Below are 6,876 nucleotides of genomic sequence, written 5' to 3' on the forward strand. Positions count from 1 at the left end.
TTGACCAGAGGCGGGGTGCTCGATGAACACCCCGCCTCGTGAGTCCCGTCACCTGTCGCGGCAGGGGTTGCCCAGGTTCCGGGTGGTCGTGAGTGGTTTCCGTCGCCATGGCGACGGAAACCACTCACGACCCGGCTACGGCAGGGTGTCCAGGTAGGGGGCCACGGTGTTGGCGAACTGCCAGCCGTTCGACGCGTCCCAGTTGATCGACCACGTCATGGCGCCCCGGATCGCGGGCCAGGTCGTGGACGGCTTGAAAGAACCGCAGTTGCTGCCCCGCGCGAGGCAGTTCAGCGCGTTGTTGACGTTGGACGGCGACTGGTAGCCGCCACCCGCTCCGGACGGCGACGCGGGCAGGCCGAGGCCCACCTGGTCCGGCCGCAGCCCGCCCTGCAGCTGGATGCACGCGAGCGCGGTCAGGAAGTCGACCGAGCCCTGGCCGTAGACCTTCTGGTCGCAGCCGAGCATCGTGCCGGAGTTGTAGTACTGCATGTTGACGATGGTGAGGATGTCCTTGATCGCCAGCGCCAGCTTGAAGTACTCCATGCCGGTGGACTGCATGTCGATCGTCTGCGGCGCCATGGTGATCACGGTGCCGCCGCCGGCGTGGATGCTGCGCAGCGCCTGGCCCATGTAGGTGGAGTTGACGCCGTTCTCCAGGTCGATGTCGACGCCGTTGAAGCCGTAGTTGGAGATCAGCGACTTGACGCTGTTGGCGAAGTTGGTCGCCGACGTGGAGTCGCCGACGCTGATCGTGCCGTTCTGGCCGCCGACCGAGATGATCACCTTCTGGCCGCGGTTCTGCAGGGTCCGGATGTCCGCCTTGAACTGCGCGTCGGTGTAGCCGCCCAGCTGGCTCGACAGACCCGAGTCGAGGGTGAAGGAGACCTGGCCGGGCACGCCGGTGGCGTCCGCGAACGCGACGGCGACGATGTCGTACGTCGTGGGCACGTCTGCGAGCTTCAGGGCGCGGGCGCCGTTGTAGAAGTTCTGCCAGTAGCCGGTGAGGACGTGCTTGGGCAGGCCGGTGTTCGGCGGCGGACCCGTGGTGGTCGTCGTCGTGGTCGTGGTGGTGGTCGTGCTCGTGCTGGTCGTGGTGGGCGGCGTGCCGGGACCGTCGAGGCTCACGTCGTCCGCGTAGTACGTCGGCTGGCCGTACCAGCCGTGCAGGTAGATCGTGACGCTGCTGGCCGAGCCGCTGTTGAAGTCGACCGTCAGCTGGGTGAACGACGACGCGCCCGGTGTCCAGGTGTTCTTCTCCACGCCGCCGGTGACACCGAGGTAGACGTAGCTGCCCTGCACCCACGCGCTGAGCTTGTAGGCCGTGTTCGGTTGCACCGCAACGGTTTGCGAGCACCTGGCGTTGTCCTGGCCCGCGGGCGTGGCGCTGAGCGCGTAGCTGCCCGAACGCTTGGGGCTGGTCACGACGCTCGTGCCGCCGGTACAGGTCCAGCCGCTCGTGTTGCCGGACTCGAACCCGCTGTTCGCCGCGAGGTTCGCGGCGACCGCGTTGCCGTTCAGCACGAGCACCAGACCAGCGCAGGCGAGCAGCGCGGACAGCAGCGCGATCGCTACTCGTCTGGTTCGGGACATGGTCCACCTCCACGAATCATGCGGCGGCCATGTTCCGAGTGCACCAACAATGGACTAGACCACTTCTTTCGGCAAGTGATCGGATGTATTACAGTGCACTCGCTCGCCGCCCCGAGTTGAGGAGTGGCATGCGCATATTCGTCGTCCTGGCTCTGCTGCTGGGCTTGACGACCCCCGCTTCGGCCGCGCCCGCCTGGGTCGCGTCGTGGGGATCGGCTATGCAAACGCCCACGACATCCGATGTCACCGGCACGTCCTACACCGTGCGCAACACCGTCCGGCTGACCGTGGGCGGGTCGGCGGTGCGGGTGCGACTGTCCAACGTGTTCAGCTCGGACGCCGTCGCCGTCGGCCGGGTGACGGTCGCCCCCGGCTCGGGCACCGCTCTGGCCGAGAAGCCGCACAAGGTGTTGTTCTCCGGCCGCACCGCGGTGACGATCCCGCGCGGCAAGGAGCTCGTGTCCGACCCGGTGGCGTTGCGGGTCAAGGAGGACACCGACATCGTGGTGAGCATCTACGTGTCCACCGCGCCTGCCACGCCGACGTACCACCGCAGCGCCCTGCAGTCGAACTACGTGGCCTCAGGCGACCACGCGGCCGACGTCGCGGGCGACGCGTTCACGCAGCGGGTCGGCTCCTGGTACTACCTGTCCGAGGTGTCCGTCGCGGGCTCCGCGGTGCAGGGATCCGTTGTGGCGCTGGGTGATTCCATCACCGACGGCTCCGGCTCCACGGGCGGCCAGCACCGCCGCTGGACCGATGTCCTCGCCCGCCGCACCCCGCTCGGCGTGGTCAACTCGGGCATCAGCGGCAACCAGTTGTTGCGCGACGGCACCTACGGCGTCGCCGGCGTGACCCGTACGCCCCGCGACGTCCTGGCCCGCGCGGGCGTGCGCACCGCGATCGTCCTGGAGGGCATCAACGACATCAAGTCGACCCCAGGGGCGTCGTTCGAGCAGCTACGCGACGGCTATCGGCGGGTGATCTCGCTGGCGCACGAACGCGGCGTCCGCGTCCTGGGCGCCACCATTACGCCGATGGGCGGCTACAAGGGCTACACGGAGCAGCGCGAAGCCGTACGCTCGGCGGTCAACCAGTGGATCCGCACGTCCGGCGAGTTCGACGGTGTCGTCGACTTCGACGCGGCCGTGCGCGACCCCGCCCGCCCGACCTGGCTGCAGGACGCCTACGCCCGTGACGACCGCCTGCACCTCACGGACGCCGGCTACGAGGCCATGGGGAAGGCGGTCTCGTTGTCGCTGCTCTAGGAGTCGCCCGTGTTCACCCTCGACGACGCGATCCGCATCGCCCGGCACGCCCACGACGGCCAGGTCGACAAGTCCGGCCGGCCCTACATCGGGCATCCGTTGCGCGTGATGGCGTCCGTCGAGGGTGAACACGCCCGCATGGCCGCCGTACTGCACGACGTCATCGAGGACACCCCGATGACGGCTCACTCGTTGCTCGCCGCCGGCTGTCCTCCGGTTGTCGTCGACGCCGTCGTGGCTTTGAGCAAGGTGCCCGGCGAGCCGCAGGAGCAGTACCTGACCCGTGTCGCCGCGAACCCGCTCGCGCTGGTGGTCAAGCACGCCGACATCGCCGACAACATGTCGCCGGTCCGGCTGGCCGCACTCGACCCCGCTCTGCAAGATCGCCTGCGCTCGAAGTACTCCGCCGCGCTCGCCTTCCTCGCCTCGTTGTGACCAAGGTCCCGTCAGAATCGGTACAGATGTACTGAACAGGGAGTATTATGGATTCGTAACCAAAGGAAGGAAGAGATGACCCGCCACACGTTGTCCGTCAAGTCCCTGCGCACGACCATGGCCGACCGCCGCGCGGCGCGCCTGCGTCGGCAGAGCCTGGAGCGGCAGCTGGCCAGCTACACCACCGAGAGCGACCGCCTCGAGCTGGACGCCATCCTCGCCCGGCACTCGGCCGAGGAGACGAGCGAGCTCCGCTCGATCATCAACCGTCAGGCGATGGATCGGCTGATCCGCAGCGCCTGACCGTTGGACCATCACGGCCACCCCGGCAATGCCGCCGAGGGTGGCCTTCGTGTTTCACCAGAGGCGTTTGAGCGTGAGGACGTTGTCCTTGCGCGTCTCCCGCTGCCCCTCCGGCCCGGTGATCTCGCGTTCGACGACCTCGTCGGTCACGACGATCCAGTTGTCGGCGAGCCGGAGGTGGTCGAGAACGTCCTTGGTGGTCGGGAAGTAGTAGTCCTTGTGCTCAGACCACGACGGACCACTCGCGTGACCACCGATGATCAGATGGCCGCCAGGCGCGACCGCCTGCGCGGCCCGCGTGAGGATGCTGTTGCGTTCACCGTCCTCCTCGACGGGCGAGTGCAGGAACTGGGCGCTGACCAGGTCGTACTCCCCCTCGGGAAACGTCACCTTGAGGTCGTGCCGCTCCAGGGCGAGCTCGACGCCGGCGTCAAGAGCGTGCGTGCGGGCACGGTCCAGCGCCACCTGTGACACGTCCACACCAAGAACCCGCCAGCCTCGGCGCGCCAGCCACACGGCGTCGCCGCCCTCGGCACAACCGATGTCCAGCGCGCTGCCGGGCGTGAGGTGCCCGGCCTCACGGACCAGCAGCGGGTTGGGGTTGCCCGACCAGACCTGGTCGCGTTCGGAGTAGAAGCTCTCCCAGAAGTCCTGCGCATCGCTCATACGAAGACCGTGCGCCCTGGGGCGACCAACTCGCAAAGTCTGTTGCCGGAACAGCAACTTTCCGTCAGCGGACCCCCTTACAGCGCTTGGTAAGCGGGTTTTCAGCGCGGCTTCGTAGCTTCGTTCTCACGGAAGCGATCAACGCACATTGGGGAACCATGTTGAAGAGAGCATTGGCCATCGGACTCGCCGTGTTCGCGGCGGGCACAGTGATCAGCACACCGGCGTCCGCCGGCGAGGTCGGCACGACGGACTTCTTCCCGTGCCCGTACACGCCGTACATCGCGCAGGAGCGGTCGGACATGGGCCGGTGGCTCGTGCTGGAGTACTGCTGGTCCACGGACCGTGGTGACTGGATGTACCGGGCCAACATCCGCAGCGGCGTCCAGAACTACGACGAGCTCCGGACGGCCTACTACCCGTATTCCAACGGCAAGTACGTCGACCACTCCTACCGGCAGGCGCCGCAGGACGTCAAGGACGGCCAGATGCCGAACGAGTGGGTGCTGTCCGGGAACGGCGGCCGGGATCTTCAGGCGTGCCTCACGAGCGGTATCACCGGCACCCTCTACTGCACCTGGCCGTAACGACCGGTCTCGCGTGCCCGGCTGAGTGAGCCGGGCACGCACAGCCCGCCGCGTGCTCGCGGATCAGGTCGTGCATCCGGTAGCGCCCGCCTCCGGTCGCCGTCACCAGGTTCGCGTTCACCAACCGATCCAACGCGTCCGCGTCCACCAGCTCGACCGCGGCCGTACGGGAGAAGTCCGGACCGGGCAGCGCACCGAGGGCCCGGTACAGGGCACGGGCCGGTGGGGACAGCCGGGCGAGCGACAGGTCGAACGACGCGCACACGGTGATTTCGCCGCCGCCGAGCCGCAGCCTGGCGGCGGGGGCCGCGCGCAACGCGTCGCAGTAGTCGGCCACGGCCAGGTGCGGGTTGGCACGGAGGTTCGCGGCCGCGATTCGCAGCGCCAGCGGAAACCCGCCGCACACGTCGGCGAGATCGCGCAGTGCGCCGGGTTCCGCCTTTCCCCGCACGCCAAGCAGGGCCACGAGCAGTTCCTCGGCCTCGCCCGCGGTCAATGGAGCGAGCCTGAGCGAGGACGCGCCGTCGGTGACCGCGAGTCCCGGCATGTCGTCCCTGCTGGTGACGATCAAGCCGCACGCCGGGTCGCCGGGCACCAGCGGCCGCACCTGCCCGGCGGATGCCGCGTTGTCCAGCACCACCAGCGTCCGCGTGCCCGACAGCAGGCTGCGGTAGAGGGCGACCTGCTCCCCCTGGTCGGCGGGCACCTGGTGCGGCGCCAGGCCGAGCGTTCGCAGGAACCGCTCCAGCACCAGTCGTGCGGGCAGCGGCTCCTCGCTGGAGAAACCACGCAGGTCCGCGTGCAGCTGTCCGTCCGGATAGCGGTCCCGCGAACCGCGGGCCACGTGCACGGCGAGCGCGGACTTGCCGACTCCCGGCGGGCCGGACAGGACGACCAGCGGAGCTGCCGTCAGGGCGTCGCGGAGCCGTTCGCGATCGCGTGGCCGTCCGACGAACACCGGCACCTCGCACGGGAGCTGCGCCGGGACGACGGGCCGCTCATCGGCGAGCACGGCACGGTGTGCTGCCTGCACCCGCGGATGCGGGGCCGTGCCCAACTCGTCGCGCAGCAGGATCCGGACGCGGTGGTACGCGGCCAGCGCCTCGGCACGGCGTCCGGTGTACCGCAACGCTTCCAGCAGATGAGCCCACGCGATCTCACGCAGCGGGTGGTCGCGCACGACCGCGGTCAGGTCGGCGACGACCTCGTCCGGCCTGCCCAGCGCCAGCGCGAGCTCGGCCCGGCGTTCGACGGCATCGAGCCGCAACTCCTCCAGCCGGGCGCCCTCGGTGCGGTGCAGGAGATCCGAGTCGATGTCGGCCAGCGCGGGTCCACGCCACAACGCCAGCGCACCGGTCAGCGCGGCGTGCTCCTGCTCGGGGTCGGTCGTGGCGCGGGCCCGGCGCAACAGATCGTGAAACTCGGTGACGTCGCACACCGCCACGTCGACCGGCACCACATAGGCGCCTGGACGGGTCTGCACGAGGTGGCCGGCCAGCGCCCGCCGCACCCGGAGAACATGGACCTGCAACGTAGACCGGGCCGAGCCCGGCGGGCTGTCGCCCCACACCGCCTCCGCCAACGCGTCCACGGTGACCGGCGTCCCCTCGGCCAGCAGCAGCGCGGCGAGCACTACTCGCGGCTTGGCGGGCAACGCCGCCGGAGCCTGAAACCCGCCCAGCAGACCGAACTCTTGCTTGGTTCTCACCCGAAACCCCCTTGGGCGCCAACGTATTGGCGTCCAAGGGGGTCGACGATCCTTTTGGCGGGTTCGAACCCGAACGCTACTTCTTGCCCTTGCCCGACGAGTCTTCCGTGGACAGCGCGGCGACGAAGGCCTCCTGCGGCACCTCCACCCGCCCCAAGACCAGCACCGTATCCGCTTCTTGCCAGCCCTACTTCTTGCCCTTGCCCGACGAGTCTTCCGTGGACAGCGCGGCGACGAAGGCCTCCTGCGGCACCTCCACCCGCCCCAAGACCAGCACCGTATCCGCTTCTTGCCAGCCCTACTTCTTGCCCTTGCC

Annotated in this window: 7 protein-coding genes; 4 read left to right on the forward strand and 3 right to left on the reverse strand. The window is 69.0% G+C overall.

Features of this window, described 5'->3' with window-relative positions; translation table 11 throughout:
• Positions 1 to 135 precede the first annotated feature (135 nt).
• A complete protein-coding gene (locus tag QSK35_RS30800; RefSeq protein ID WP_285751078.1) occupies positions 136 to 1,593 on the reverse strand; it encodes a chitinase in 1,458 nt (485 codons plus the stop codon).
• Between the two features lie 128 nt (positions 1,594 to 1,721).
• Here QSK35_RS30800 and QSK35_RS30805 point away from each other — a divergent pair, with 128 nt between their 5' ends.
• From QSK35_RS30805 to QSK35_RS30815, 3 genes are all read left to right on the forward strand, one after another.
• Positions 1,722 to 2,861 carry an SGNH/GDSL hydrolase family protein gene (locus QSK35_RS30805; RefSeq protein ID WP_285751079.1) on the forward strand — a complete coding sequence of 380 codons (1,140 nt, stop codon included), beginning with the start codon at positions 1,722 to 1,724 and terminating at the stop codon, positions 2,859 to 2,861.
• A 9-nt stretch (positions 2,862 to 2,870) separates the two neighbouring features.
• Positions 2,871 to 3,296, forward strand: a complete 426-nt coding sequence (locus QSK35_RS30810) for a phosphohydrolase (protein WP_285751080.1) — start codon at positions 2,871 to 2,873, stop codon at positions 3,294 to 3,296.
• A gap of 75 nt (positions 3,297 to 3,371) precedes the next feature.
• Positions 3,372 to 3,599, forward strand: a complete 228-nt coding sequence (locus QSK35_RS30815) for a hypothetical protein (protein WP_285751081.1) — start codon at positions 3,372 to 3,374, stop codon at positions 3,597 to 3,599.
• Positions 3,600 to 3,653: 54 nt separating this feature from the next.
• On the opposite strand, the gene QSK35_RS30820 is transcribed toward QSK35_RS30815, so the two are convergent.
• Positions 3,654 to 4,265, reverse strand: a complete 612-nt coding sequence (locus QSK35_RS30820; protein WP_285751082.1) for a class I SAM-dependent methyltransferase — start codon at positions 4,263 to 4,265, stop codon at positions 3,654 to 3,656.
• A 158-nt stretch (positions 4,266 to 4,423) separates the two neighbouring features.
• Between QSK35_RS30820 and QSK35_RS30825 the strand changes: the two genes are divergently transcribed.
• Complete coding sequence (locus tag QSK35_RS30825) at positions 4,424 to 4,852, forward strand: hypothetical protein (protein WP_285751083.1); 429 nt, start codon at positions 4,424 to 4,426, stop codon at positions 4,850 to 4,852.
• On the opposite strand, the gene QSK35_RS30830 is transcribed toward QSK35_RS30825, so the two are convergent.
• Positions 4,821 to 6,560, reverse strand: a complete 1,740-nt coding sequence (locus QSK35_RS30830) for an AfsR/SARP family transcriptional regulator (protein ID WP_285751084.1) — start codon at positions 6,558 to 6,560, stop codon at positions 4,821 to 4,823. The genes QSK35_RS30825 and QSK35_RS30830 overlap by 32 nt on opposite strands.
• Positions 6,561 to 6,876: the final 316 nt, after the last annotated feature.

Source organism: Lentzea sp. NBRC 105346, from assembly GCF_030269605.1.
Lineage (GTDB): Bacteria > Actinomycetota > Actinomycetes > Mycobacteriales > Pseudonocardiaceae > Lentzea.